At 66.5% G+C, this 26,004-nt stretch carries 19 protein-coding genes; 11 read left to right on the top strand and 8 right to left on the bottom strand.

All coding sequences use genetic code 11. From position 1 onward, the window contains the following. Positions 1-12: 12 nt before the first annotated feature. Genes KA712_11475 through KA712_11460 form a run of 4 tightly spaced genes read right to left on the bottom strand, consistent with a single transcriptional unit; the run spans position 13 to position 4,259 of the window. Positions 13-1,557 (bottom strand): TRAP transporter large permease subunit, encoded by a 1,545-nt coding sequence (locus tag KA712_11475; protein MCG5053571.1) that lies wholly within the window; start codon positions 1,555-1,557, stop codon positions 13-15. After that, positions 1,554-2,321, bottom strand: a complete 768-nt coding sequence (locus KA712_11470; protein ID MCG5053570.1) for a TRAP transporter small permease subunit — start codon at positions 2,319-2,321, stop codon at positions 1,554-1,556. Before KA712_11470 ends, KA712_11475 begins: the two co-directional genes overlap by 4 nt. Then, positions 2,318-3,379, bottom strand: a complete 1,062-nt coding sequence (dctP, locus tag KA712_11465; protein ID MCG5053569.1) for a TRAP transporter substrate-binding protein DctP — start codon at positions 3,377-3,379, stop codon at positions 2,318-2,320. The genes KA712_11470 and dctP overlap by 4 nt, the downstream gene beginning before the upstream one ends. Further along, on the bottom strand, positions 3,366-4,259 hold the full coding sequence (locus KA712_11460; protein MCG5053568.1) for a TRAP transporter TatT component family protein: 894 nt from the start codon (positions 4,257-4,259) through the stop codon (positions 3,366-3,368). Before KA712_11460 ends, dctP begins: the two co-directional genes overlap by 14 nt. A gap of 136 nt (positions 4,260-4,395) precedes the next feature. On the opposite strand from KA712_11460, the gene KA712_11455 reads away from it, so the two are divergent. After that, on the top strand, positions 4,396-6,039 hold the full coding sequence (locus KA712_11455) for a hypothetical protein (GenBank protein MCG5053567.1): 1,644 nt from the start codon (positions 4,396-4,398) through the stop codon (positions 6,037-6,039). A 132-nt stretch (positions 6,040-6,171) separates the two neighbouring features. Next, positions 6,172-7,086 (top strand): polysaccharide deacetylase family protein, encoded by a 915-nt coding sequence (locus KA712_11450; GenBank protein MCG5053566.1) that lies wholly within the window; start codon positions 6,172-6,174, stop codon positions 7,084-7,086. Between the two features lie 59 nt (positions 7,087-7,145). Here KA712_11450 and KA712_11445 read toward each other — a convergent pair whose 3' ends face one another. Further along, positions 7,146-10,499: a beta-propeller domain-containing protein gene (locus tag KA712_11445; protein MCG5053565.1), complete on the bottom strand. Its 3,354-nt coding sequence runs from the start codon at positions 10,497-10,499 to the stop codon at positions 7,146-7,148. Between the two features lie 320 nt (positions 10,500-10,819). Here KA712_11445 and KA712_11440 point away from each other — a divergent pair, with 320 nt between their 5' ends. Together KA712_11440 and KA712_11435 are read left to right on the top strand one after the other, a co-directional pair. Further along, complete coding sequence (locus tag KA712_11440; protein ID MCG5053564.1) at positions 10,820-11,971, top strand: VWA domain-containing protein; 1,152 nt, start codon at positions 10,820-10,822, stop codon at positions 11,969-11,971. Between the two features lie 52 nt (positions 11,972-12,023). Then, the gene (locus tag KA712_11435) at positions 12,024-14,039 is read left to right on the top strand and encodes a PEGA domain-containing protein (protein MCG5053563.1); all 2,016 of its coding nucleotides are present in this window, start codon (positions 12,024-12,026) and stop codon (positions 14,037-14,039) included. Positions 14,040-14,108: 69 nt separating this feature from the next. Here KA712_11435 and KA712_11430 read toward each other — a convergent pair whose 3' ends face one another. From KA712_11430 to rmuC, 3 genes are read right to left on the bottom strand one after another with little or no spacing between them, the layout of a single operon-like run. Further along, positions 14,109-15,899: a serine/threonine protein kinase gene (locus KA712_11430; GenBank protein ID MCG5053562.1), complete on the bottom strand. Its 1,791-nt coding sequence runs from the start codon at positions 15,897-15,899 to the stop codon at positions 14,109-14,111. Beyond that, on the bottom strand, positions 15,896-16,624 hold the full coding sequence (locus KA712_11425) for a phospholipase D family protein (protein MCG5053561.1): 729 nt from the start codon (positions 16,622-16,624) through the stop codon (positions 15,896-15,898). The genes KA712_11430 and KA712_11425 overlap by 4 nt, the downstream gene beginning before the upstream one ends. A 19-nt stretch (positions 16,625-16,643) precedes the next feature. Continuing rightward, a complete protein-coding gene (gene rmuC, locus KA712_11420; protein ID MCG5053560.1) occupies positions 16,644-18,149 on the bottom strand; it encodes a DNA recombination protein RmuC in 1,506 nt (501 codons plus the stop codon). A gap of 82 nt (positions 18,150-18,231) precedes the next feature. On the opposite strand from rmuC, the gene fni reads away from it, so the two are divergent. The 7 genes from fni to KA712_11385 all read left to right on the top strand — a co-directional run bounded on the left by fni (position 18,232) and on the right by KA712_11385 (position 25,928). Further along, positions 18,232-19,362, top strand: coding sequence for a type 2 isopentenyl-diphosphate Delta-isomerase (fni, locus tag KA712_11415; GenBank protein MCG5053559.1), 1,131 nt, complete (start codon positions 18,232-18,234; stop codon positions 19,360-19,362). A gap of 57 nt (positions 19,363-19,419) precedes the next feature. Continuing rightward, complete coding sequence (gene mvk, locus KA712_11410; protein ID MCG5053558.1) at positions 19,420-20,349, top strand: mevalonate kinase; 930 nt, start codon at positions 19,420-19,422, stop codon at positions 20,347-20,349. Between the two features lie 22 nt (positions 20,350-20,371). Further along, the gene (mvaD, locus tag KA712_11405) at positions 20,372-21,424 is read left to right on the top strand and encodes a diphosphomevalonate decarboxylase (protein ID MCG5053557.1); all 1,053 of its coding nucleotides are present in this window, start codon (positions 20,372-20,374) and stop codon (positions 21,422-21,424) included. Beyond that, positions 21,421-22,419 (top strand): hypothetical protein, encoded by a 999-nt coding sequence (locus KA712_11400; GenBank protein ID MCG5053556.1) that lies wholly within the window; start codon positions 21,421-21,423, stop codon positions 22,417-22,419. Before mvaD ends, KA712_11400 begins: the two co-directional genes overlap by 4 nt. 3 nt (positions 22,420-22,422) lie before the next feature. Further along, positions 22,423-23,673 carry a hydroxymethylglutaryl-CoA reductase, degradative gene (locus KA712_11395; protein MCG5053555.1) on the top strand — a complete coding sequence of 417 codons (1,251 nt, stop codon included), beginning with the start codon at positions 22,423-22,425 and terminating at the stop codon, positions 23,671-23,673. Next, positions 23,670-24,683: a squalene synthase HpnC gene (gene hpnC / locus KA712_11390; protein ID MCG5053554.1), complete on the top strand. Its 1,014-nt coding sequence runs from the start codon at positions 23,670-23,672 to the stop codon at positions 24,681-24,683. Before KA712_11395 ends, hpnC begins: the two co-directional genes overlap by 4 nt. Before the next feature lie 204 nt (positions 24,684-24,887). Next, entirely contained in the window at positions 24,888-25,928 is a 1,041-nt protein-coding gene (locus tag KA712_11385) for a LamG domain-containing protein (protein MCG5053553.1), read from the top strand. The last annotated feature ends 76 nt before the right edge of the window (positions 25,929-26,004 follow it).

The raw sequence follows: 26,004 nt of genomic DNA, 5'->3' as shown, positions 1-26,004 counted from the left end.
ACTGCTACGTCCCTAGCGTGATGCGCCCGCTGGCGGGGCGATCGCGGGGTCATCCGCGCCCTTGGCCGGGGCCACCTCGGGGGGCGTGGCCTCTTCGGTAGCGGCCTCGGCCGCGCGTTTGGCCTTCATGAGCCGCATCATCTCCTCGAGGGTCAAAACCTCGTTCTTCGCGCCATCTGCCTCGGACTTGGCGGGCCCCATGGCCGGGTCGGGGTCCGGCGTGGTCTTCGGGGCAGGCGCCGCGGCCGCAAACGGCCGAAAAAACGACGCGCCCCGCAGGGCATGCACGGGGCCCACCGTGAGCGTGGGAACGTAGGTCAGAAGTAGCAAGCCCGCACCCAGGATGAGCAAAGTGGGGATCACCGAGCGGACCACCAGACCAAACGGCTTTTTGAACACCGTGGCTGCCACGAACAAGTTGGTGGCGATGGGCGGCGCCAGGTAGCCGATCTCCATGTTGACGATGAAAACGACACCCAGGTGAAGCGGATCGATTCCGAGTGCCACCGCCGCGGGGGCGATCACCGGTGTAAACAGCACGATCGCGCTGATCGAATCCATGAACATGCCGGTGACCACCAAAAAGACATTCACCACCATCATGAAGCCCACGGGCCCAAGCCCCAAGGCGCGGACCTGCCGAAGGGCTGCCTCCGCGACCTCCGCTTCGACCATGAAGTCGTTCACGGCCAAGGACAGACCAATCACCAAGAGCAAACCGCCCATGTTGGTGGTGGCCTTCACCACCACATCGGGCAGCTGACGAAGAGACAACGACCGGTGAACCAGGGTCTCCACCACCACGGCATAAACCACGCTCACCGCGGAAGCCTCCGTGGGAGTGAACAAGCCGCCGTAGATTCCCCCCAAAATGAGGACTGGCAATGCCAAAGCCCAGACGCCCTCGCGCAACGCCACCTCGAGCCTCGGCCACGAAAAGGCTTCGGTGGTCTGCACCGGACCCGCGCGCACCACGGCGTACGCCGCCAGCATCAGCACCACCACCAGTGCTGCGCCCATGCCCGCCAGGAACAGCTCGCGTACGTCCACGCCGCTCGTACCCGTGACGCTGATCGCGTAGACCAGCATGGGGATCGAAGGCGGCACGAGACACCCGAGACTGCCCGCCGTGGTGACGAAGCCAAGCGCAAAAGACTCTCGGTAGCCCGCGCGCACCATCGCGGGAAACATGATTCCGCCGATCGCGATCAGGGTCACGGGCGAAGAGCCACTGAGGGCAGCAAAGATCACGCTGGCCACCAGCGCCGCCACGGCCAAGCCCCCCCGAAGGCCTCCCACCAGCGCCTCGGCCACGGCCACCAGACGAGCGGCGATGCTCCCTGCGCTCATGATGGCCCCCGAGATGATGAAGAACGGAATGGCAAGGAACACGTTCTTCGTGGTCAAGCCTGCCAGCTTCACCACCAGCACGACGAGTCCATCCACCCCACCGTGACCGGCATAAAGACCAAACGCCACCGCCGCAGCGACCCCGATCACCACGAAGAGGGGCACCCCCACGATGAGCAACGCGAAGAGCACGAGCGCGAGGATCACGACGGCGGGTCCTTGGGCAGAGGCGCCCGCACCCCGAAAGCCAGGAACCGAAGGCCCATGGTGGCGAGCGGGATGGGAAGGAAACCAAAGATGATCCAGCGTGGCACGCGAAACGCCTCGAACAAACCCGCGCCCCCGGTGGACGTCGCCCACTCCAGGTAGTGCTCCTGAGCGTGCACCAGGGCCAGGTAGGCAAGGCCCAAGGAAAAGGCGGCGGCGGTTCCCCGTGCGAGCCACTCCACCGCCCGCCTGAGCGCCTGCGGCCAAAGCTGTGCGGCCAGCTCGAACACGATGTGGCTGTGTTCCCTCGTGGCCAGTGAACCTCCCGTCAGCCCCACCCACAACATGAAGCACAGGGCCATCTGCTGCGACCATACGAGGCCATTCGGCAGCCCCCGCACCAAAAGACGCGTGGCCGCCACGAGCGCACCGGTCATCACCGTTGCCAGCACCAAGGAGCGCCTACGCGGCAACCGCGGGCCTTGGCGCGTGCGAAGGGCCGCGTAGGCCAGCCCCCAGGTTGCCAAACCCAAGAGCGCAGGCGCGATCACCTGCTCCACCGCGCCGGCCGCCCCTGGAAAGAGGGCGATGAGCAGGCGCTCGGTACGCCCCTCCTTGGCAGCAAAAATCCTGTGGAGCGCATCCAGGAACACCGCCCCGGCCATGATGGCCAGCAGCGCCACGATGAGGAACCGCTCGAACGCCGTGACCGCGGCTTCGACCCGCACGAACATGCGCCGGATCGCGCCGACCCCGTCTCTCATGGAGAGCGCGATCCCAGGGCCTTTTTGATGGACGCCAACAGGGGCTTCACCGAGGGCACCGCCTTGACGAGTTTTTGCTCCACGCCTGCCGTCGCCTTGGCCAGCGCTGCCCGCTCGGCGGCGCTGGGGGTGTACACGGGAATCTTCGCGTTGCTGAAGTTTTGTACCAGCAACGGCTCCATCTCGCGCACGCTGGCACGCCCCTCGGCCGTGATCTTGCCCAGGTCGGAGGTCAGAATCTTCTGCAGGTCGGGAGGAAGCTTTTCATACGCCTTCCGCGACAGCAAAATGAGCCCCGGCTGATAGATGTGCCGAGAGAGAGTGAAGTGCCGAATGGCCAGGTGCCAGGAGGCGGCAAAGGTGTAAAGAGGGGTATTGTCGAAGCCATCCACCACCCCCGTCTGCAGTGCAGGCAGCACCTCCGTGACGGCGATGGGTTGCGGCAAGGCGCCGAGAGCGCGGTACATCTCGAGGTGCACCAGGCTTTCCTGAGACCGCATTTTGTGCCCAGCCAAATCCTGGGGTCCCGTGATGGGCGCCCACTTCGTGCCAAACGAACGGAACCCATTCTCCGACCACAGCACCACCACGAAGCCGCGATCGAAGAGCCGCTTGCGGAGATCCTCGAACAAAACCTGGTCCAGGATGTGATCCGCTTCCTCGGCATGACGAAACAGAAACGGCAGCTCCAGCACCGACAGCTCCGGCACGGACGTGGCCAGCGACCCCGTCGTGCCGCCCCACATCGGCAGCGCCCCCCGCCGGCACTCGCCCACAGTTTGGAGTTCGTCACCCAGCGCCCCTCCGAAAAAGGGCTTGAGGCGCAGGCGGCCCTTCGACTCGACCTCGACCTTCTTCCGGTACTGCGCCAGCTGCTCGGCCCAGGGCGTGCCCTCGGGGGCCACGGTGGCCAGCTTGAGCGTGATGGGCTCGTCGGCCCCCGCCCGCCGGCGGGGTAACGCCGCCACCGCAGAGGCCGCCAGGCCCGCCGCCACCCAACGGCGGCGCTCGACGTCCACACCCTCGATGCCGGGTGGCCCAAGACTAGAAGAGCTCATCGGCCTGTGCCTTCAGCTGTTTCGCCTTTTCCTTTTCCACCCGGGTCTCCGCGACCAGTTCGGCGATCGCGTCGTCGGGCATCGCCAAAACATCATCGAGCAGCTTCAAAAAGAGGTCTTTGTCCTGCTTCTTCACGGCATAACTCTCGGCCATCAGCACCTTGGTTCCCGCGTACCCGGGTGCGATGGCCAAACTCTTCTCGAAGTGCGCCCGGCTCGCATCCATGTCTCTGCCGACCGGCACCAGAGCCCAGTACGCGCCGAAGTAGCGGTGCGGGGCTCCGAAGAAAAACGTCTCGTCGAGCTCGAGCGCCCGGGAGACGACGCCCTTGACCCGGTCTTTGTTCCCGAGCAAGGCAGCCAAGCCTTTGGCGCGCGACCACTTGCTCAAATTGACCGCGTACCAATACATGGGCTCGAGGCTCTCTTTGCCCACGACCTTGATCGCGTCCTCGACCTTTTCGCCTGCGAGAACCCGCGCCTTGAACGCGGCGTTGCTCTCTGCGAGCCCCCGCTCGCCTGCGCTCGTGCCCTTCTCGAACGCCCCGAGGTAGGCCTCCGATTGGGGCTCTGCCCGCAGGTGGCCGTCAGCCAAGAAATAGTAGGCCCGAGACAGCTTGCCCCAGAGGGCCGCATCCGAGGGGCTTGCAGCGGCGAGCGCCTCCCACCGGGCGATCGCGCCTTCCAGCGACGCGCGGGAGCTACGGTCCCGCCACAGGCGCTCAGCCTCTTCCGCTTCGCCCGGCACGTGGGTGGCGGCGCTTGTGGAGACAGGCGGCGCGTCCCACTGTGAACTTCGCCCGGTTCCACACCCCACCCCAACAGACATCAAGGCAGGGGCCAGAACGAGGGGCGCGAAGACAACCCTTCGCTTAACCATCTGCGTAGTTTATCGCATGAGGCACAGCTTCCGCCAGGGCCGCCCGGAAACGGTCACACAGGCGTGGAGCCTTCACAGGAACACACAGCCCTCACTGACGCTAGCCGTCAACGCCTGCGCCGTTTAGACTAAAGATGTGGATCGTCAACCGCCTCGCGCAACCTCCGACGACATCGACCTTTACATCCGCACCTACTATTCCCTCCTGAGATCGTCGGCGGGCATCCGCGTGCGCGCGTTCGAGGAGCCTCACGCCTGGAGCGAATCGAGTCTGCATGCGGGGGCCCGTGACGCCGCGCCCGACGTCGCCGCGTTTGCCTACAGCGCGGCTCGCTTGCCCGACTGTATGCCCAGCGTGAAGTGGCTGGTCATGGGACAGTCGAAGGAACAGTTCGAATCCGTGGGAATCCACGTGCGCGATTGGCCCCGGGTGCGTACACGTGGCCGCCGGAGACCGATGCGGTGGAACGGCAACGACACCCTGGCCTGCTTCATCACCAGCACGAGCGACATCGACGACTTGGTGCCCATCATCACGGCTTATCAGATCGAGTGGAACAAGCTCCACAGGGTGCTGTCCTCCGGGGAACGTCTGGACGATCACGTGCTGGCCACGCTGCACGACGTCTTCGGCACCCGCTTCACCTCCGAGATCGACCGCATCAAAAAGGCCCCTTTGGACCTGGCGACGCGTCTGTTGTCGGGAAGCTTCGTCGAATACCAGCGAGCGGCCCAAAGATGGTGGGGAGAGATCGAACGCGTCTATGTCGACGGCGGCCAGCGCCGGCCCGTTTACTTCGTCTCATCGAACACCCACTCGTTGGTGAACCTGCTCGGGGGGTACGCTCTGGCGCACGGAGACCTGCTCAGGGACTTCGTTCAACGAGAAAACCCAGAGGAACTTGCCCCTGAGCTCGCCGCGGCGGTCGAAGGTGGCAACGAGATCGAGATCGCCAACCACCTCTACTACGTCTTGCGTGTCTACCTTCGCGACGATCCCGAAGGCCATCGCATGGCGGCGGTGCAGGCCTTCGACGCTCAGTCCGGCATCACGAACATCCCCTCACCCGGGCATATCGACGTCAACGCTCAGATTATCGAGGTTGCGAAGCTCAAGCCAGAGCGGCTCGACCCCCGGCTGCGCCAGGCAGGCCTGGAGCGCCTCGCTGCTTCGGACGCCGTGATCATCAACATCGACTATCCGCTTGGCATGGCGGCCTACCATCACCTGTCGCGCTTGGCTCAAGGCGTGGGCGAAATCCGAGGTGTGTACATCATGGGCAAAGCTGCCACCCTGAACGGTCGCGTGGGCGACGTCATGATTTCGGGGGTGGCTTACGACGAGCATTCGACCAACAGCTACCTGTTTCGCAACTGCTTCGATGCCTCCGACGTCAAACCGCACGTGCTGGAGTCGTCGGTGCTCGACGGACAAAAGGCCCTCACCGTACGAGGCTCGTTCCTGCAGAACCGCAAGTACATGAGCGTGTTCTATCAGGAGGGCTATACCGTCCTCGAAATGGAGGCGGGACCCTATCTTTCGGCCATCTACGAGATGGTCTACCCGAAGCGGCACCCGAAGGACGAGATCGTGCATCTGTCGACGCTGACGCCCTTCGAGTTCGGGCTTCTTCACTACGCCTCCGATACCCCCTACTCCCGCCGCCAGAGTTTGCTCTCGAAGAGCCTGTCTTTGTTCGGGGTGGACAGCACCTATGGCTGCGCCGCCACGATCGCCCGGCGCATCCTTGGTAACGAAGTCGCAAGGCTCACGCCCTGAGGCGTGCGCCTACCCCGGAAGAACGCGCCCTGAGCCCTGCTCGTCCCCAGGGTCCAAAGGTGAGACACCTCACCGATCGTGTGAGGTTTTTTGCGTGAGCTTGGGGTCACGAGGTAGTCGTGGCTTACAATCATGGTGCGTTTTCTCGGCGTCTGCACGGGCGCCCTTGCGTTGCTCATTCCGTCTTGGGGCACCGTTCGGTCCGCAACGGGCTTGGCGGAACGCCCCACACACGCGCCCGCATCTTGGCCCCTCGCCTCGCGTGCTCCTGTGCCCCCCTTTTTGCCGGCACACGTTCGCACCCAAAGCCGAAGTCATCTCAGGGCCCCCACGGGCCCTCGCGAGCTGGTGCTCACCTTCGACGACGGGCCGGAACTGACCACAACCCCTTTGGTGCTCCAAGCCCTGGATCGCTACGGCTACAAGGCCGCGTTCTTCGTCGCAGGGCGAAGGCTGATTGGCAAGGGGCCAGGAGCGCGGGCACGTCGCGCCTTGCTGGCCGAGATCGTGAGGCGCGGTCATCTCGTCGCCAACCATACCGTTCGCCACAAGAACCTTTGTCGCGAGCCAGCCCTCATCGATGAGGAGATCGACCTGAACCAGCGCATCCTCCGCCGCGTGTTGGGGCAGGCCCCCAAGCTGTTCCGTCCCCCGTTTGGCGCAAGCTGCCCGCAGCTCGATCGCGCCCTGGCGGAGCGCCAGTTGGTGTCGGTGGGTTGGACCATCGACCCCCAGGACTGGCGCGTGCGCAACCCGGACGAGGTCGTCAGCTACGTGACCCGCCGGCTCACGGACATGGACGAACGGGGCGTGCTGCTGCTCCACGACACCCGAAAGCCCGGCGTGCGAGCTCTACCCACGATTCTCGCGTGGATTCACAGGGAAAGCCTGAAAGGCGAACGGGGCGAGGCCCGACCCCTCGAGGTCGTCTCGCCCGCGCGCCTCCTACCCTCTCGAATCGCAGAGCCCCTCGGACTCGAACCCATCGCCGAGGAGCTGGCAAACAACCTACTGCTGCTGCCCAGTATCGTCACTCGGCCGCGATGAGGGACGGCCCCGTCAGCTTCATCTGGTAGATGCCGAAGTATCCAGCAGCCACGTAGGCGCTATCCCCCGCGAACTCGATGTGCGAAGCGTAGCCCAGGGTCCGCAGGAACTGCTGACCCACCGGTGCCGCCGGGTTGCTGGCATCCACCACCAGCACCCCATCGCCGGGTAGGTTCAGGAACAGCTTGCCCTGATGAGTTCCCATCATCTGCACACCGTACGTGGCGGTGGGCCGATCGTAAACCTTGTCGAGGGAAAGCTTGGCCAGGTCGAAGATCAGGAACCGGTCCGAGCGCTCTTCCCAGCTGGGGTCGGCGACCGTCAAAGCCCTGCCCACGGGGGGCGAAACAGCGACGTCCGGGCCCCCCGCGACCGGTCCCCCGTAGTACGAGAACGCCGGAGACGCGTTCACGTAGAGCCTGCCACCATCGGGCACGAGGTCTCGCAGATACAGGTCCACGAACGGGTGGGACCCCCAGGAGCTCCGCCGCCGCCGCTCCCCCCACCGTGGTGGCGCGCAGCAGGTGTAAGCGGCTATCGAACTTCCACGTCGTGCCCGTCGCACCCGACTCGGGGGGCAGCGGCACCTCTCGGTACAGCGAATCATGCGTGAGAAAAAGCCTCCCGCTGCCCGCATGCGCCCAGGTGCGCACCAGCGTGCCGGGCAGGTTGACCGGAGGGCCGCCTGCCCACACGCCGTTCGTGGGAGCAAAGCGCTGCGCGAAGTACCTGTACTTGACGAACGCGCGGTTGCTTCTCTGGGTCTTTTCGCCCGCCACGCGGTAGGCGAGGTAGAACCCGGTGGGGTCGACGGCGTCGGCGGTCAAGCCGTAGAACCCGTCCCACAACGTACCGGGAAGCTCCACTCGTTGAAGCTTTGGTTGACCGGGCAGGGAGAGATCGATGAGCTCGAGGGAAAGACGAGAGGTTTGCGCCGCGGGGTCCCACGAGGACTGAAGGAAAACGAGCGCCGTCGAGGTCGCCACCCAGTTGTTCGCCTGATCGAACCAGTAGCCTCCGCCGTAGCCCCCCACCCCGCACCAAAAGCGGTACTGGGGCTGAAGACTCTGGGGGAGGCGCAAGGTGCCTGCGGGGCGGGGTTTGGTGGGATCCGAGAGGTCCATGACCAGGGCTTCGTTGGCAGGCTCGCCATCGAATTTCGGCTGGTTGGACGACGCAGGCCATATCGTGCGGAAAAGCACGAGCTTCTCCCCGTGCTTGAGCACCCGGGTCACCTGTCCGAGGCGGAACGAGGCGACGGGGGCCGTAACTTCCAGATCGCCACCGGCCAGCTTCACACGAAACTCGGAGGCCCCCTGGGTCGGCCCCCAGCCGTGGGCGGGAGCCTCCTGAATGTGCTCGACGATGTAGGCGCCGAACTTGAAGATCTGCGCATGGTAGGGCGCCAGCTCGACGTCGGAGAGGCGGACCGGTTTCGCCAGATCCTGAATGTCAGTCACTGAAATGTGGGTATCTGACAGGTTGATCATCATGCGCCGGGGGCGCTCAGCCTGGTGGGTGAAGACGATCGATCGCCGGACCTCCCCGTGCGGATGCACGACCGTGCCGAAGTTCTGAAGAACGTTCTGCGCCGTGGGGTCCTTGGTGGGATCGTATTTGGTAAGGTCCCACGCCATCAGGCCCACCGCCGTCTCGAAGTTGTACCACCACCAGTCATTCTCCTGACTCTTCTTGTGGTAGTACACCGGCACGGAGACGACGTTGGCCTCTGCATCGCTGTGCATGCCGATGAGCTTGTGGGCTTGGTCCAGGTTCCAGTTCACGTCAGAGCCCACCCAGGCCGCGTTGTCGATGGCCACACAGCGGCGCTGGACGAGGCGAATGGCGCCAAGATCGCGTACGTCGATGAGGCTCACGGCCACGTTCGTCGCCTGCCAGCCGGAGGTATCCTGAAATCCCTGGCAGGCAACACTGTTGTCTCGTCCGATGCCCATGAGAAATTGGTTGTTTCCAACGAGCCGAAACACGTTCATGTCCCCCGAGAGACCGTCGATCGCCGAGGCGATCTTGAGGTTGGCCCGGTCAGAAAGATCGATGACGTAGAGGGGATCGACCTGTATGGCGGTGATGGCATAGGCCACCTTCCGCGACAGGTCATAGGCGCTGCCCCGCACGGTTTCGTTGGGCTTGCCAAAGGGCAAAGACGAAAGCTTCCGAGGCGCATCGCCGTTGGTCACGTCCCAGGATTCGATCGTGTTCTGCACGAACGAGCTTCCCGTGCAATTCGAATCTGACCAGGCTTGTCGCGCAAAGATACCGAAGAAGGTTCCCGTTTTCGCCTGTTCATCGAAGGCGTAGGTCATCTTGAACTGATCGCGAAGGTGGCCGGCCGCCTGGAAGCGGCTGTGCAGCCGAATGACACCAAGAGGATCCGAGATGTCCACGATCGAGACGATGGCTTGCTGGTCGCTGCTGTAGCTGCCACAGGAGAGGGGCTTGCCGCCCTCCGGTTGCGAGACCGAGCTCGCCACGTTCCAGTTCTCGACCACCATGAGGGCGTTCGCGGTCGCAGAGATCGCCACATCCTGGAAGCTGCGCGAGAGCGACACTCCGGTTTTGGGATCGAAAAAGTCGACGCTGCCCCCCTCGAAGAGCTTGAGCTGCTGAACCAGCTTGACGTCTTTCGGATCGGCCACGTTGAACGCATACACGGAGGCCTGCTCCTTTTGTGTCGGTGTAGCGCCGCCGTAGTTCCATCCCCACGAATACCACTGCGGGATCGACGAGACGACGTAGATCGTGTTTTCAACCTTGCGCGCAACGCCTTCTCGCAACTCACCGGTAATGTCCACCGTCTCGAGGACTTTCGGATTTCGCAGGTCGGAGATGTCGATGGCCACGAGCTGGGACACGTTATGGCGGTTGAACTTGAGAGCGCCTTTGTCCTGGGTCAGGTAGAGGGCGTCCCGCAGGAGTGCATAGACCGTGTTGCCCTCCACGAACATCTCCACGGGATACCCGAACACGGGCAAGCGAGACAGACGCGCCGGCGTACTGGGGTTCGAGACGTCGTAGATGACAAAGCCTCGGTAGGTGTTCAGGTAAAAGAGGTGATTGTTGGAAATGCGGTAGATGTCGCCCTCTTCCACCTCGCCGGCTCGGCCCGCCGGGGCTCCGCTTTCGTCAGAGGGCGCGGCCGTGGGAGGGGCCCCGGCCGTGGGGGCGCCTGTCGCGCCATCGGCGGCCGTCTCTCCGCCTCGCAAAAACGGACCGCCCCCTTCAGGCTCCTCGGTCACGAAATCGGTTTGCCCGGGCTGGCTGTTGGGCCCCACGCCCGGTTCCTTGCCACCACCACAAGCGGAGACGGCGAGCAGCATCGAGAACCCAATCCAGCCCAACAAGGCGCGGTGGAGGGGCAAACGTCGTTTGGGGGTCGAGGTGAAGCGAAACATGGCGGGCCTCCTGGTCGCAACGGCCTCTGCAAGACGCACGCCGACGTGAAGACAAGAAGAATCGCAATAAGGACAACCACTTCACGGGCGTCTTCCGGAGTGGCGCCGCAGTTTTTTCAGCGAGACGCCGCTGCTGTCTCGGAAAACTGAGGCGATCGCCGACCCCTCGGCACCTTCCTGTGGTCGCGTGGAGCCGAGCATTTCAGCGCGAGTGATCTTTTCACACGATTTTTTTGACGACTCCGGGCCGAGCCGCTCCCTAAACCCGTGCCCCGAGTGTTCTTCCGTTCCTCGCGCCGCTTGAAACAAGGAGAGTTGCCATGAGCCTGAAACGAGTCCTTCACCTCCTGCCCAAGACCTGCGACACCAAGTCCCTCCTCTACGGGGGCGCCCTGAGCGTCGGATTCGGCCTCGCGTTGCTGGCCTGCGGCGCCTCTACGGAAGACTCAGGAAGCGGCAACGGCAGCGATGGCCGTGGCGGCGTCCCCGGGTTCCAGCTTCCCGGAACCGGCGGCTTGAAGGAGACACCGACGTCGGGCAACGGCAACGGCAATGGCGACCCGCAAAGCGGCGACGAAAAGACCTGCGGGTTCGACACGGTGCCCCTCGAACGCCTCCCGGCCGAGTTGCTGCTCGTGCTCGACCGTTCGACGTCGATGATCACTGACCAGCTCAACACGGGAGAAACCCACTGGGACGTGCTGACCCGCGCCGTCAGCGGGGTGCTGCAGGAGACGCAGGCCGGCGTGCACTGGGGTCTCAAGACCTTCCCCACCACCATCGGCTGTACGGTGAGGGACGGGGTCGAGCATGACTTGGCCGCAAACAACGGAACTGCCATCGCGGGGACCATCTCGCAGTCCCGCCCCTCGAACCAAAACGGCACGCCGACCACGGAGGCCATGAAGGCGGCGACCGCATACCTGCAGGGACGTACGACACCCAATCCCAAGTTCATCCTGCTCGCGACCGACGGCGAGCCCACGTGCCTCAATGGTCAGCCCACCCGCAACGCCCTGGATACCACGGCGACGCTGGCCTCCATCACCGCCGCCGCTCAGGCGGGCTTTAACACATTCGTCGTGGGCATCGCTGCCCAACGGCCAGGTGGCCGCGCCGGCGACACCCTCAACCAGATGGCCGAGGCGGGAAAAGAGCCGCGGGTGGGCGCCGATACGAAGTACTACAGCGTCACCTCCGAAGCCGAGCTCAAAGCGGCCCTGGGGGCCATTGCAGGCCAGGTTGGCTCGTGCATCTTCCCCCTCTCGAAGACGCCACCCTCCGCAGACGACGTGGCGGTGGATATCGACGGCAAGCGCATCAGCCGCTCGAACACCGATGGCTGGGAATACGGCCCGAATCAACGCTCCATCGTTTTGAACGGGGCGCTTTGCGATAAGGCCAAGGCAGGCACGTTCAAGAACGTGAAGATCACCTTCGGCTGCCCGGGCGTGGTCATTCCCGTCCTCTAGGCCGCCGAGCGCGCGCCTTCAGAATCGGGGGTGTCAGGCCGATGACACCCTCGTGGAACGGGACACTCGAACGCGCGCGGCTGCGAGCCAGTCCGCTCCTCTTCTGCGGCGCCCAAGCCCCAGGCAAGGGGTCAGCCGCGCGGCCGTGGGCGAGCCCCGGGCCGCCGGCAAGATCATCCACCTCGCCACCCGGTGCACCGACGAAGCCGAGTTCATTCGCCGCTTCCATCCTTTCGTGGGATCGAGCGCGCTCGCCATTCCAGGCAACGTGCCCGGTGAGCCGGGAACCGAAGCACGCTTGGTCATTTCCCTGCGCAACCTCCAACCCGTCATGGAGGGACGCTGCCGATTGCTGGGAGCGGAGGAGGACGCAAACGTTGGGCGTGTGCGTGTCGTGCTCGAGTTGCTCGAGCTCACGCCGAAGAGCAAACGCCTTCACGAACGGCTGCTGGCCCGTCGCCGGGCCATGGGCCTGGAGGTCACTCCCAGTCCCGTGACACTCGTTCGCCCGCTCCCGCGGGCCCTCCCGGAAGGAGCGGCCGCGGCACAGTTGGGACTCGCCGAGCAGCGAACGCCAGGCTCCAGCTACCAGCTTCCCGCCAATCCTCTTTCACAGCTCGAGCCGGCAGATCTGGCGTCGTTCGTGGAGTGCACGCTCTTCGAGGAGCCCACGAACGCCCCCCCTCTCGAGCCGAGCCCCGCCCAAGGTGTCGGCTTTCTTCCCGACCTCGACGGCGGCGACCCGTCTCTACCTCCTGAGCGGGGCCGCACCCAACTCTTCTACGGTCCCTCCGTAAGCCCCTCGGAAAAGAGCCGCAACCCGGCACAGCCGAGCCCTCCACCCCTCCCCCTGACGTCGCCCTCCACCCCAGCGCCGGAAGGGCCTGGAGAGGCCATTCAAAACGACCTCGCCGCGGCGACGAGCCCGCGAAAGACACCAGCCGGGGCACTCTCCACGCCACCCCCAAGTTCCAGCCCACAGCGCCTGGAAGACGAGCCCACCACCCCAGGCTTCGATAACCCATCCGATGCCATTCGCCACCTCTTCCTCGCTCCCCCGGCCGCGCCCCAAGCCGAAGCGGTCGACGCGCCTCCGGAGACGCCCCCCACCCTGATGAGGCCGCGCGCCGAGGCGGAGCCACAGCCGCCCCCCAACGAGCTCCGCCCCCCTCCAGCCCCCAAGGCCCCGGCGCCACCCCCCGGCGCAGACATACCGACGATCCGCGCTCAGGCGCGCGAGACGGGCACCGTGGGGCTCCGTCGAAGCTGGCAAGGAGCCGTGCGGCGCTGGGGGCCGTTCCTCGGCGTGGCCGCAACGGCATTCTGGCTTGGTTACATGGCCCGCGGGCGCCCGCCTCAGGGCAAGGGCGCTGCCCTGCCGAGCGTGGTCCGGACGGTCCCACACCACGGGGCCCGGAAGGCGGACGACGCTGCGCCCAGGACCACCACTCAACCTCACCGAGCCGCCGGGGCTCCGCCCCGGGACGAATCCTCCTCGTCCGTCATTCCCACCCATAGCTGCGTGGCAACGGTCACGAGCCTTCCTCGTGGGGCCACCGTGACGTGGGCGGGACGCTCCCTGGGTCGCACACCGCTCGCGCAGGTCAGCGTGCCCTGCGGCCCCGCCAACGTCATCCTTTCTCGCCAAAACTTCGACGACTTCGCCCTCGAAACCCAAGCGGATGCCACAACACCGGCGTCCGTGTTCGCGAAGCTCAAGCATCAGCAGACGCGGCTGATCGTCACGTCAGAGCCACCGGGCGCGCTGGTGCAGATCAACCAGCGGCGCATCGGGCCCACCCCCCGCCAGGTCAACGTCTTTCGAGGGCAAGCCCTGATCCTCCGGCTGCATCGCACGGGGTTTCGCCCCCACGTGGAAAGGGTCGTGCCTCGAGAAGCTACGCTCGACGTGGCAGCCATCCTCGCCCCCCTGGAGGTAGACGCCAAAACGGCACCGCGGGTCGCACCTGTCCCCGCAGGCGCGGCCCCGAAGGTACGGGCCCCAAATGCCTCCGCTGCCACAGCCCCGAAGGTACGGGCCCCGAACCTCAAGGACCCCGCGAGGTGACGCGGCCAGCACCGGACGGCCGGACGGTGCTCCCGGACGGTGCTCCCGGACGGTGGTCAAGGACGGTGGTCAAGGAAGGATGGGAGCGTTTCCGCTTCGCTCAACAGAGCGGGCGCGGGGCGCCTCGGCTGGCGGGGGAGCCGTCGGCGTCGGTTTATCCTCAACCGGCGCGGCCGGCTTCGAGGCGGCGGTGCTCTTCGTTCGCTCCGCGCGGCCCGCGCGCTCGGACTTGTCACGCCGGCCCGTCCGGGCCGACACTTCGGTCCCCTCCGCTGTTACCTCCCGCGGCGCCACCGGAGGAGGCGCGGGCTGCGGCACCGCGATGTCAGCAACCTCGGGCTTCGTCGCCACGGGCGGCGGCAGCTCAGGCGCGCCCGCCCCCGGACCTGCTGCCGCGCCAGCCCCACGCACAGGTGACGGCGTCGCCGAGACTTTGGAGGTTGGGGAACCGCTCGTCAGCACCCAGGCCAAACCCGCGGCAACCACCACAGAGACACCGCCCATCGCGACCCACATCGTCCCGCGCCGGCGCGTTCCGGCGGGAAGCTCCAGGTCTTCTCCGAAGCTTCCCAATGGTCCCGTCAGCGCGCCCGTCCGCAGACCGGAAGCCCGATAGCCGCCAGAAGAGGGCGTGCCCAGACCTTCCGGAAGCATGCGGGTCGCGGCAGGGGTGCCGGCGCCTCCTCCTCTCAAGACCTCGGTGGAGCCAGGTGTCCCCCGCCCACCTTGGGGCGCGGAGACCAGTGGCGGCTCGAACCCAAAGGGCTCCAGGTCGGGGGCCGTGGCAAAGTAGTCCTGCCAAATGACCCTTTGCCGGTCGCTGGCGTAAGCCAACAAGGCTTTTCCCAAGGCGTGAACGGAGGGAAAACGACGGCTCGCATCCTGGGCTAGGGTCCTCAGAATGAGCGTCTCGAAGGATTCAGGCAAACCGGGCGCCAGCGCCCGGGGCCGAGGATACGAGCCCTGCGTGATGCTGTTGAGGATGCCGTAAAGCGTTTCCGCCTCGTGAGGGCGGCGGCCCGTGGCGCACTCGTAAAGAATGACTCCGAGCGCGTACTGGTCACTGCGATGGTCGGCGCTGTTTTGGATGATCTGCTCGGGCGACAGGTAGTAGGGCGTACCCATCATCATGCCCGAGTGGGTCAGCGCCGCCGTCTCGGCATCGACCACCTTCGAGATTCCGAAATCGAGCACCTTGGGCACGATGCCGCCCATGGCCGTCCGACACAGGAAGATGTTTTGCGGCTTGAGATCGCGGTGCACGATCTTCATCTCGTGCGCCGCCTGCACGCCCGCACAGATCGGCAGCATGACGTCAGCCAAGGCATCGACCGCCATCGGGCCCACCCTCTGGATGTGCTGGGCGAGGTCCTCCCCCCGCATCAGCTCCATCACCAGAAAGGAACGCCCCTCCTCCGTTCCGAAGTCCGCCACGTCGACCACGTGGGGGTGCTGAAGCCGCGAAGCTGCGGCGGCTTCTCGCAGGAAACGCACTTGCGCGTCTTCCTGCTGGGCGAGCTGCTTCGACAGCACCTTGATCGCCACCGGCTTGTGGATATCCACGTGCACCGCCTCGAATACGGCGCTCATGCCGCCTTCACCCAGCCGCCGGATGATCTTGTAGCGGCCGAGGCGCATGCCAGGCACGAGCTCGCTTTGCGTGCCCGAGGGCGGAGTACCCCCGCCTCCAAGAGGCACATCGACCCCGCTGCCGGTCGCGCCCGAGCGGCTCGTCCCTGACGCCCCCGGAGGGGCGGGCTCAGGAGGCTGACCCGGCACACTGCCACTGCCCGAAGCTGCATGCGCGGGAGGCGGCGGAGCGCCCGGATGTTCCAGAAATTCCGTCTTAAGTTCGGTCACGGGGCCACCTTAGGTTTGGTGCTGACTTTACCCCGTACAGTGCGTCGATGCGAGGCCGTCTTCTCCCTTGACGCACTGAACTTGCCCTGGTCGAGCGGTGCCGGGCAGACCGCCCGCAAACGACAGCCCTTGCAAGCGTCTCCCCGCCAGATGTGGTCGAAGAGGGCCTGCACTTCGTCGAGCAGGTGATCGTCACGGCTCATGACCCCGAGCTCGAAGTTGCGGCGCCCTTCTCCCCGTGCCCCCAGACCAGCGCCGGTGAAGTTGGCGCTGCCCAGGTAGACCTCCGCGCCGTCCACCACGACCACCTTGAGGTGAACGCGCGGACACTGGCGCATGTGCAGCGCCGGAGCCTGGGCGGGGGCTTGTTTTCCGGTCAACGCCCGCGTGCCCAACCCAACCCCACCCGACAACCGCGGCAGCCGGGCCAGCTCGCGCCGAAACGGTCCCGAAGCCAGCCCCGCATGCAGCAGCCGAAGTTCCACCCCCTTGCCGGCAAGCTCGTCGAACACGCCCAAGATCGAGCGGTACGAGCCCCTTTGGCGCGTCCGGCTCACCCCGGGACGCGCGCGGTGATCTTCGACCCTCAATTCCTTGAGGTTCGCCGTGGCCACCCACACGCTCCGCTTTGCCGAGAGAAGGCGCGTCACCACGCGCTCGTAGTGGCCCCGGCCGGACACCAGCTCCAACGCAACCGATCGGGGCTCTCGTACGAAGTCGGTCAAGCCGGTGGGCCTTCTCCCGTCAGCGGGGACCGAGCGACGTCAGGCGCAAAGACTCGACGGACTCCGCATTCGCTTCGAGCGGCAGCGGTGCAGACTCCTCCACAGCCACGAGACGGGGACGCACGTCCACGCGGAGAAGTTCGGGCACGTCCTTCGAGCTGCCAGCGCCGAGCTCTTCCAACTTCCGTGCGGCTGGAATGACTCGTTTATCCAGCGACCCCACGGCAGCGTTGAAGTGTCCGTTGACGCTGTCGATCGCGCGGCCCAGCTTCGCCCAGTGCTCGAAAAGCGTGGTCGCCGCCTTGTGCAGCACCCGCCCCTGCTCGCTGATCTTCTGTGCGTTTTCGGCAATGCGTTCCTCCCTCCAGGCCACTTGAACGGTCTGAAGGAGCGCGATGAGCGTGGTGGGCGTGGCGATGAGCACCCGATGCCCAACACCCTCCTCGAGCAGAGAGGGCGCCGCCTCGAGCGCCGCGCTGAAGAAGGCTTCACCCGGCAGGAACAGCACCACGAATTCGGGCGATCCGGCGAGCTGTTCCCAATAGTTCTTCGCGCCTAGCTTCTGAAGGTGGGCCCGCACTTGCTGCGCGTGATCCCGCAGCCGCCGCGCCCGCTCGTCGTCATCCGTGGCGGCGACCGCGTCGAGATAGGCCTCGAGCGGCACCTTGGCGTCCACCACCACGTGCCTTTGGCCAGGCAAGCGCACCAGCAAGTCCGGGCGCAGCTTCCCGTCCGAGCCCCCGAGAGTGACCTGCTGACCGAAGTCGCAGTGCTCGAGCATGCCTGCCATCTCCACGACCCGCTTGAGCTGAACCTCGCCCCAGCGGCCCCGGACCGCCGGCGCCCGGAGCGCCCGCACCAGATTCGTGGTTTCGTTGCGTAGCTGCGTCTGGCTGTCCGCCAGCATCGCCACCTGTGCGGTCAGCCGCCCATAGGCCTCGCCCCGCGCCTGCTCGAGCTGGGCAATCTTGGCGTCGACCTTGCTGAGCGATTCCTGCACGGGCTTGACCAGGGACTCGATGGCCTGCTGCCGTTGGCCCATGTCCTGCGCGGAGGCTTGCTGCGCGGCCGAGAGCTTCTCGGCGGCCAGGGTCAAGAAGCTTTCGTTGTTGAGCCGCAGGGCGTCCGCCGCGACGGTCGAGAAGGCGTTGGAGAGCCGTTTCTCCGCCTGTTCGAGCAATTCACGCTGGGCCTTCAGGTTGCGCTCGCTTTCCTCGAGCCGTGCGACGAGCGCCGCCCTTTCGGCGTGGGTGCCCCTCACTTCGGATTCGAGGTCGTCCACGGCCGTGCGCTCGTCCACGAGCTGCTTGCGCAGTTCATCTACCGTGGCACCCGCGGCCCGGGCCTGCCCTTCGGCTTCGCGGAGCTGGCCGCGCAAGCCGGTCTCGAGATCCCTGAAGTGCGCCTCGCCCTCCGCTTGCGCCCGCAGACGCGCCCGCGCGCCACCGACCACCCAACCCACGACGACGCCCAGCGCCGCCGAGGCTGCCAAGAGTGCGAACCAGCCCCACCCCGAGGTGAACATGAGCACAGGGTATCCACATGTTCAGTGTGCGGTCAAGCGTCAGACGCACGAGGCGTTCCCCACGTGACGCAAAAACCGGGACATGGCACATCCAAGGACCGAACAGGGTGTGGCCCCGCCCGGCCGACGCCGAACTGAGTTAGGTTCATCCGCCGTGTCCGACATTTCGTCCCGAAAATCCGACCACCTGACCATCACCGCCTCGGGGGCCGCCGCGTTCACCCGCTCGACGCTGCTCGAGGGGGTGCACCTCGTGCATCACGCCCTGCCCGAGCTGCGGGTCGAGGACGTTTCCCTGTCGACCGCGTTTCTAGGGACCACCCTCGCAGCCCCGCTGATGCTCACTGGAATGACGGGGGGCACGGAGGAGGCTGCCGACATCAACAAAGCGCTCGCCCAGGTGGCCGAGAGGCTCGGCCTGCCCTTCGGCCTCGGCAGCATGCGCGCACTCGTCGTGCGGCCCGAGGTTTCGTGGACCTACCAGGTGAGGGACGTGGCCCCGGACGTTTTCCTCCTGGCGAATTTTGGGGTGGTGCAGTTGGGAGCCATGAGCACCCAGCAGGTGAAGGAGGCGCTCGACCGGGTGGGGGCGAACGCGCTTTGCGTTCACCTCAACCCCGCTCAAGAGCTCGCACAACCCGAAGGTGACCGCGATTTTCGTGACGGCCTCGCCACGATCACCCGTCTGCGGCAGGAGCTTGCGTTGCCCCTGCTGGTCAAGGAAACCGGCTGCGGCGTGGGCCCTGCCGTGGCGCGCGCCCTCGACCGGACCGGCGTGGACGCCATCGATGTGGCGGGGGCAGGTGGCACGTCCTGGGTGGCCGTTGAGGCCCAGCGCGCGGGCGCCGAGACGGCCGAACGCCGGGTGGGCCAGGACTTCTGGGACTGGGGCATCCCCACGGGCGCCGCCATCGGGTGGGCGGGGACCCTCGGCTTGAAGGCGCAGCTCGTGGCCTCGGGAGGCATTCGCAGCGGCGTCGACGCAGCCCGGGCGCTGGCCCTCGGGGCCGACGTCGTCGGCGTCGCGCAACCGGCCCTGCGCGCGCTCAAGGAGGGAGGCGCGGAAGGGGCCCGCCGTTATCTCGAGGGCCTCATTGCCGGCATTCGCGCCGCGTGCGTGCTGACGGGCCGCGATGCGGCGGCCAAACTGAGAGACGCGCCCCGGGTGATCACGGGGGAGCTTGCGCAGTGGCTGGCCGCGCCGGCAAGGTGACAGTTGCCGCGACCCCTCGCGCCACGACGCCACGCCTGGTAACCCATGCCGACCCCCATGCGCCCCGCCCCCGATGATCTGACTGAGCGCCTCGAAACCGGCTTCGGCCACGGCAAGGTGATCCTGCTCGGTGAGCACGCCGTGGTGTTTGGCCAGCCGGCGTTGGCCGCGGGACTTCCCCAGGGGGTTCAAGCGGTGGTGTCGCGAGGCACGGGGCGCGTGAGCGTGCCGGCCTGGAACGTGGAGACCGATCTCGTCTCGAGCGGCCCGGTGAGCCGCGCGGTAGCAGCGATCTACCGCACGCTCGAGGCCACGCAGCTCGACGTCACGTGTGACGCTCAGATTCCCGCCGCCGCGGGGCTCGGAAGCTCAGCCGCTTTCGCCGTGGCGATCGCACGCGCCGTGGGAGCCTACGTGGGCGCCCCGGCCGAGCTCCAAGCGCAGGCAATCTTCGCGGCGGAATCGGTCTTTCACGAAACCCCCTCCGGCATCGACACCGCGGCGGCCTCGCTGGGGGGCCTGGGCGTGTTTTCGCGGGCCGCGGGATGGAAGCCCCTTGCGACGAGTCACGCCTTCGAGCTCTGCATCGGCCTGACCGGTCGGCAGCGGCAGACGAGCCAGCTGGTGCAGTCGGTGCGCCAGCTTTGCGATCGTACGCCCGTGGCGCGCCGGGTGATCGACACCCTCGGGGACGTCACGCGTGCGGGGCTCGACGCCTTGGCTCTCGCCGATGTGGACACCCTCGGCCGCTTGTTCGACGTGGCCCACGGACTGCTGGCCGCGCTGCGGGTGTCATCGCCCGAGCTCGAAGTCCTCGTCCATAGCGCCCGCACCAGCGGCGCCATTGGCGCCAAACTTACGGGAGCCGGGGGCGGGGGCGCCGTAATCGCCCTGGCGCCCGGGCACACCCACGACGTGCTGGCCGCTTGGCGTAGGAGCGGCTTCACTGGATTCGCCGTGACCCTCGGAGCAGGCGGAGCGCCCTGAAAAGCGCTATGTCTTGGGGTCAATGACCCCAGGAGTTCTGTCCGCGCCCCGCGCGGCCTCGGTCGATTCCCCTCCCTCCCGCGTGACCGCCTGGGCCGGTACCAACATTGCGCTGGTCAAATACTGGGGCAAGCGGCCTGGCGCCTTGAACTTGCCCGCCGCCGGCAGCCTGTCCCTCACCCTCGCGGAGCTGGGAACCACGACCTCGGTCCGTTTTCTGCCTGCCACCTCGGGCCAAGACGTGGTCGTGCTGAACGGGGAGCCTGCCAAGCCCGTCGTTGCGGCACGTACCAGCCGGTTTCTCGACCTGGTCCGCAACCGGGCCAATCTGACGGCGCCTGCCGAAGTGATCACACGAAACACCGTCCCCACAGCGGCAGGGCTCGCCTCTTCAGCAAGCGGATTTGCGGCGTTGGCCCTCGCCGCCAGCCGCGCGGCTGGCCTAAACCTGGATCCGCCTGCGCTCTCCCGCTTGGCCCGACAGGGCTCGGGCTCTGCCGCGCGCTCCATCTTCGGCGGCTTCGTCCAGATGGACGCCGGCTTGCGCGAGGATGGTGAGGACGCGTTTGCATGGCCCCTGTTGCCGCCCGACGCGTGGGAGGTCCGCCTCGTCGTCGCCCTCACGGCCAGAGGGGAAAAGGCCCTGGGCTCGACGGAGGCCATGCAACACACCGGCTCGACCTCGCCCTTTCACGAGGCTTGGATCGCAAGCGTTCCGGCAGACTTGAGGGCCGCCCACACGGCCCTCGAACGGCGCGATCTGGACGCCCTCGGCCGCATCGCGGAACGCAGTTGCCTCCGCATGCATGCCGCCGCAATGGCGGCGGATCCCGGCATTCTTTACTGGAACCCCGTGACCCTCGGGGCCATCGAAGCCGTCAAGCTCTTGCGTCAGCGAGGCACGGCGGCCTTCTTCACCATCGACGCAGGCCCCCACGTGAAGGTGCTTTGCCGGAGCGAAGACGCGGCCCAGGTCCAGGCGGCGCTCGCGGAGGTGCCCGGGGTTCTCGAGACCTTGGTGGCTCGCCCGGGCGAAGCGGCCCGCGTGCTGCCCGCTGTCCCGGAGGTCGCGTGAACGACCGCACCACGCTGCGAGGCGCCCCCGTGGTGGTGGCGCCCGGCAAGGTCTTCGTGGTGGGTGAATACGGCGTGCTCGAAGGCGGTTCGGCCGTTTTGACCGCCGTCAGCTGCAACGCCGTTGCTCAGTTCATTCCCGGGCTCGAGGCGGCGTCTGCCGTGGTGGAACAAGCGGTGCGGCGTGCGCGGGACGCCCTTGGAGAGGTGGGTGAGGCCCTGCCCGCGGGCTCCGTGCTGGTCGATACCAGTCAATTCCGGCGGGGCGAGGCCAAGATCGGCGTGGGCTCGAGCGCGGCCGCCGCCGTCGCGGCCGTGGGCGCGGTCTTCGAGTACGGAGGACATGCCGTGGCCGAGCACCGGGACCTGGTGTTCGAGGTCGCGGACGCCGCCCACCGCGCCGCTCAAGACGGCGTCGGCTCGGGCGCCGACGTGGCCGTGGCTACGTACGGGGGCTTCCTCCACTTCCAGCGCTCCGAAGAGGCCCCCGTGCTCCGCGAAGCCCTCCCCACACCGGCTGACCTGAGCCTGGTCGTGTTCTATTCGGGCCAGCCGGCAAGCACCGTCCACATGGTCAAGTCCGTGATGGCGCTCAAGCAAGACACCCCGCCCCTCTACAAATGGCTCATGGACGAGCTGAAAACGCTCGGGGGTCGGTTCGTCTCGGCCCTGTCGGTAGGCAACGTGGCGGGCGTCATCCAGGCCGCCGATGCGTACCGCGAAACGCTGCTCGAGCTCGGCAACTCGGCGCGGCTCGACATCGTCACCCCCGCCTTTCAGGCTGCCGCCCGGGTAGCACGCGCCTTGGGCGGCACCGCCAAGCCTTCAGGCGCGGGCGGCGGAGACCTCGGCATTGCGTTGTTCCCCAGCGCCGACGCTGCCCGGGCCTTCACTTCCGAGTGCCCCGAGGGGCTTTCGGTGCTAGACGTTCGGCCTGAGCCCCTTGGCGTCAGACGCCGCATGGCGAGCATTTCCGAGGTGGCGCATCAAAGGTAACCGATGGCCATCCGAGACTCGCGTATTCCTGGATTCTACAAGCTGCCGCTGCCCGCCCGCCGCGACGAGATTGCGGCCCGAGGTGACCTCGGCGAGGACGCCTTCCAGGTCCTGGACGCAGGCGGTCTCGACCGCGCCACGGCCGACCGTATGGTGGAAAACGCAATTGGCGTCTACGCCCTGCCGCTCGGCCTCGGGCTGAATTTCAGGGTGAACGGCGAAGACTACGCCGTACCCATGGCGGTCGAGGAGCCCTCGGTGATCGCGGCGGCCTCGAACGCAGCCCGCATGGTGCGCGCGGGGGGCGGCTTCCACGGCGAGGCGGACGATCCGATCATGACCGCCCAGATCGAGCTGCTCGAGGTCCCTCACGCCACCAAGGCAGAGGCCGAGATACTTGCTCGCAAGGACACTCTGCTCGCGCACGCCAACGAGCTCATCCCTCGCATGGTGGCGCGCGGAGGCGGAGCCCGCGACCTCGAGGTGCGGCTTCCCGCCCGCGACCAGGGCGGCGACGTGGGCCGGGTGGTGGTGCACGTTCACATCGACTGCCGGGATGCGATGGGGGCGAACCTGCTCAACACCGTGGCCGAAGGCATGGCGCCCACACTGGCGGCGCTGAGCGGCGGCAAAGCGGGGCTGCGCATCCTCACGAATCTCTCCGACAAACGGCTCGTTCGCTTGCGCGCCCGCGTGCCTTTTGCGGCGCTCGCCACGGAGGCCACCGCGGGTGAAGACGCCGCCGAAGCGATCGCAAGCGCCTCGCGGTTCGCCGAAGACGACGCCTACCGGGCTGCCACCCACAACAAAGGCATCATGAACGGTGTGGACGCCGTGGTGATCGCCACGGGCAACGACTGGCGCGGCGTGGAAGCGGGAGCTCACGCCTTCGCAGCGGCCAGCGGACGCTATCGGCCGCTCTCACGGTGGTGGACCGATGGCGAGGGCCATCTTCAAGGAGAGCTCGTCATGCCGCTCGCCGTGGGGACGGTGGGCGGTACGCTGGGTGTGCACGCGGGGGCCAGGCTTGCACAGCGGCTTCTGGGTGTCGACTCCGCCACCACATTGGCCGTTGTCATCGGCGCGGTTGGCATGGCCTCGAACCTCGCGGCTCTGCGTGCTCTCGCCACGGAAGGCATTCAGCGAGGCCACATGGCCTGTCATCGGCGGGCCACGTCGGAAATACCTCTGCCTGCCGAAACGGAGACCGCCCGCCCACCGCTGCGGGCCCCTTCGGCGGAGGCCACTCCGTGATCCGGCAGCTGCTCAAGGGGGCCGCACGGGCGGCGGTGGAGGCTGGCGCCGCGGCCGCCGGGGCCTCGAGTGCGCCACCGAAGCCCGCCACCAGCACCAAGTGGCTGGACGCACCCCTCGATGCCTGGACCGTGGAGAGCGCTTACGCCTACTGCGAGCGCTTTGCCCGTGAGCACACCGAAAGCTACCCGGTCGCGTCGCGCTTCGTTCCTCCCGACATTCGGCCCCATCTTCTGGCGCTCTATGCCTTTGCCCGGGCGGCCGACGACTTCGCCGACGAGCCGGCGTATGCCGGAAGACGCCTGGAGGCGCTGGACCGATGGCAGAACGAGCTCGACCGGTGCTTTCACGGCGAAGCCCGGCATCCGATCTTCATCGCCCTCGCAGACACGATTGAAAAGCGCAACCTCCCCCTGCCCCCCTTCGACGACCTGCTCTCGGCGTTTCGGATGGACCTCGAGGTGCGGCGCTACGCCAGCTTCAACAGCCTCCGAGGCTACACCAAGCTCTCGGCCGAACCGGTGGGGCGCCTGTTGTTGGCGCTCTTCGGCTACCAGGACCCCAACCTCGTTGGCTTCGCCGACGAGATCTCAACGGCGCTTCAGCTCGCGAACTTTTGGCAAGACGTGGCGGCCGACGCCGCCCGCGACCACATCTACATCCCGGCCGAAGATCTGCACTTTTTCGGCGTGAGCGAACTCGAGCTCAAGGCGTTCAAGCCCACCACGAACATTCGGAGCCTGCTGCGCTTCCAGGTCGCACGGGCGCGCACCCACTTCGAGAAGGGCCGCCCCCTGTTGCGCATGGTGGGCCCGGACCTGAGGCTAGAGTTGTCACTTATCTGGCTCTTGGGCATGGCTTTGCTGGACAAGATCGAGGACGCGGACTTTGACATCTTCTCGAGACGCCCCGCGGTGCGCCGGCGTGACCAGGCTCTCGTCCTGGCCCGGGCCGCGAAACATTGGGCCCTCGACTTCGACGTAAAATCCCTAAGAAAGTTCTTCACTTAAAGGACTCCTGGGCGAATCGGACCCCATCATGTGACGAGCGCTGCGTCGGATGGAGCCTCCATGGCGGGGTGACATTTGCTTACATCCCGCGAACATGTAAGGTGACTTTCCTGTTGCAGGTGTAGGAGGTTTCGATAGTATCGACTGTCACGTTAACTTGACAGCGCCGCGAACCGCGCGCGCCCGTTTCGCAGGGGGAACCAAATGAAGCTCAGTAAGTACGCCAGTCTCGTGGCAGTCCTCGGTTGTGCGTTCGGCTACGGTGTCGTCGCCTGCGGAGGCGCCAGCAGCACAGATGACGATGAAGATACCGGCGGGGGCGGCAACGGCGGCTCGAAGTCCGGTGGCAAAGGCGGCTCCTCGCCAGAGGGTGGCAAAGGCGGCTCCTCGACAGAGGGCGGCAAAGGCGGCTCCTCGACAGAGGGCGGCAAAGGCGGCGGCTCGGCCGGCAAGGGTGGCACCAGTGGTGGCACCGGCGGCGCGAGCGGCGGCAAGGGTGGTTCGCCCGGCACCACCGGCGGCTCGGGCGGCTCGGGCAACCCAGGCACCGGAAACTGCCCCTCCACCAGCGGGGGTCTGAACGTGACGGGAGGTCTCATCGGGCACTGGAAGTTCGACGGGGACACCAAGGATAGCTCCTCGAACATGAACAACGGAACGTTCGTGCGCGGCACGGTGGCCGACGCTCCGTCTGCAACTGCCACGTTCACCTGCGGCAAGCGTGGCCAGGCGCTCTTCCTGGACAACCCCAATTCATCGAACCCTTACTGGGTCCGGGTTCCCAGCTCCGTCAGCATCAATTCGATCCAAGATACCTTCACGATCACTCTATGGGCGCGAGTTGACGGTTTCGACCCGTCCGGCGAGGACTGGAACTTCCTGGTCAGTCGGCACCAAAGCGGCACCTCGGTGGAACGCTTCGGGTTCGGCGTAGTGAACGGACAGCTGGCGGCGAGCGTTACCCTGCAGGGTGCAACCTCTCCGGACGTCGTTCCCAAAGACGAGAAGTTCCATCACCTTGCCGTCACCTACGACAGCGCTTTGGGGGACAAAGTTTACATCGACGGTCAGGAAAGCGACGCCTCCGGCGCCCTCTTCTCGATCGCACAGGACACGACGAACCTCATCATCGGCGCCAACCAAAACATCGACCTCGTCAAGGAAGGCTGGCACGGTGCGATCGACGACGTGAAACTCTACTCCGTGGTGCTCACGCCCGAGCAAATCGCTACTGACGCTCAGTAGACGCACGCTGGAGCGAATGCGTGTGCGTAGCGACGCGCCCCGGAACGGGCGCGTCGCTTTTTTTTGACCTTACGAC

The organism is Myxococcales bacterium, assembly GCA_022184915.1.
Lineage (GTDB): Bacteria > Myxococcota_A > Polyangia > Fen-1088 > Fen-1088 > JAGTJU01.
The sequence above is the reverse complement of the archived record's forward strand: the minus strand, read 5'-3'. Positions and strand labels throughout refer to the sequence as shown.

Coding starts and splice junctions, on each gene's coding strand:
- KA712_11385 (MCG5053553.1), top strand. CDS start 24,888: ATGAAGCTCAGTAAGTACGCCAGTCTCGTGGCAGTCCTCGGTTGTGCG.
- KA712_11395 (MCG5053555.1), top strand. CDS start 22,423: ATGGCCATCCGAGACTCGCGTATTCCTGGATTCTACAAGCTGCCGCTG.
- dctP (MCG5053569.1), bottom strand. CDS start 3,379: ATGAGCTCTTCTAGTCTTGGGCCACCCGGCATCGAGGGTGTGGACGTC.
- KA712_11450 (MCG5053566.1), top strand. CDS start 6,172: ATGGTGCGTTTTCTCGGCGTCTGCACGGGCGCCCTTGCGTTGCTCATT.
- KA712_11460 (MCG5053568.1), bottom strand. CDS start 4,259: ATGGTTAAGCGAAGGGTTGTCTTCGCGCCCCTCGTTCTGGCCCCTGCC.
- rmuC (MCG5053560.1), bottom strand. CDS start 18,149: ATGTTCACCTCGGGGTGGGGCTGGTTCGCACTCTTGGCAGCCTCGGCG.
- mvk (MCG5053558.1), top strand. CDS start 19,420: ATGCGCCCCGCCCCCGATGATCTGACTGAGCGCCTCGAAACCGGCTTC.
- fni (MCG5053559.1), top strand. CDS start 18,232: ATGGCACATCCAAGGACCGAACAGGGTGTGGCCCCGCCCGGCCGACGC.
- KA712_11470 (MCG5053570.1), bottom strand. CDS start 2,321: ATGAGAGACGGGGTCGGCGCGATCCGGCGCATGTTCGTGCGGGTCGAA.
- KA712_11440 (MCG5053564.1), top strand. CDS start 10,820: ATGAGCCTGAAACGAGTCCTTCACCTCCTGCCCAAGACCTGCGACACC.
- mvaD (MCG5053557.1), top strand. CDS start 20,372: ATGACCCCAGGAGTTCTGTCCGCGCCCCGCGCGGCCTCGGTCGATTCC.
- KA712_11445 (MCG5053565.1), bottom strand. CDS start 10,499: ATGTTTCGCTTCACCTCGACCCCCAAACGACGTTTGCCCCTCCACCGC.